Here is a 904-nt window from a genome sequence, read left to right on the forward strand (position 1 = left end):
CGATCGCTGTGGACCACGCAGCCGGGCTCGAGTCCGCCCTGGCCGTGGGCCATGTCGAGAGCGGCGACGACGAGTTCGGCGCGGTGGTGGTCGGCCATGGCGTAGCCGACGACCTCGCGAGTGGCCAGATCCAGCCAGCAGGCGAGGAGAGCCAGCCTCCGGCGGTGGGCAGGCAGGTGATGTCGCCGACCAGCTTGATGCCGGGCCGCTCGGCGTGGAAGTCGCGGCCGATCAGGTCCGGGGCCGGCTTCGCCTTCTTGTCGGGCCGGGTCAGCGAACGCCGTCTGCGTCGGGTGACACCACGGATGTCGCGCTCACGCATCACACGGGCGATGCGCTTGCGGTTCACCCGCCGTCCCAGGCGGCGTAGTTCGGCGTGGATGCGCGGGACACCGTAGGGTGGCGGGAGGCGATGTGCACCAAGGTGATCTCGTGCGCGAGCGCATCGTCGGCGGCTTGCCGGGCACGGCGGGCCGCCGCGCCCTCGCACCAGGCGTAGTAGGAGGAGCGGGCGACATTCAGCACCCGGCACAGCAGGACGATCGGGTACGTCGCCTTCTCCGCACGGATCAACCGGTACAGCTCGCTCACCGGTCGTTCTCCTTCACGAAGAAGGCCGTCGCTTTTTTCAGGATCTCGATCGTCTGCTGCTGTTCGCGGACCTCCTTGCGCAGCCGCTTGAGCTCCTCGCGCTCGGCGCTGGTCAGCTCACCGGACTCGCCCTCGCCCCGGTCGGCCTTGGCCTTGCGGTACCAGCCGCGCAGGGACTCGAGCTGATTCCGAGTTCCCGGGCGACGGTGGTGACCGTCTTGCCCGAGGAGTCGACGAGCGCGATCGCGTCCCGCTTGAACTCCTCGGTGCACCCGCTTCGGTACTTGCTTGCCACCTGGTGCTACTTCCTCTG

General features: G+C 69.0%; 2 protein-coding genes and 1 pseudogene. All 3 read right to left on the bottom strand.

The features are described from left to right. Window positions 1–349: pseudogene (locus ABEA26_RS36540) on the bottom strand (hypothetical protein); the annotation flags it as partial. Then, on the bottom strand, window positions 346–591 hold the full coding sequence (locus ABEA26_RS36060; RefSeq protein ID WP_345598306.1) for a hypothetical protein: 246 nt from the start codon (window positions 589–591) through the stop codon (window positions 346–348). The pseudogene ABEA26_RS36540 and the gene ABEA26_RS36060, both read right to left, overlap by 4 nt. After that, window positions 588–904 (bottom strand): transposase (locus ABEA26_RS36065; protein ID WP_425587964.1); only part of this gene is annotated, 317 nt, incomplete at its 5' end. The genes ABEA26_RS36065 and ABEA26_RS36060, both read right to left, overlap by 4 nt.

This window comes from Streptomyces marokkonensis, from assembly GCF_039539045.1.
GTDB classification, from domain to species: domain Bacteria; phylum Actinomycetota; class Actinomycetes; order Streptomycetales; family Streptomycetaceae; genus Streptomyces; species Streptomyces marokkonensis.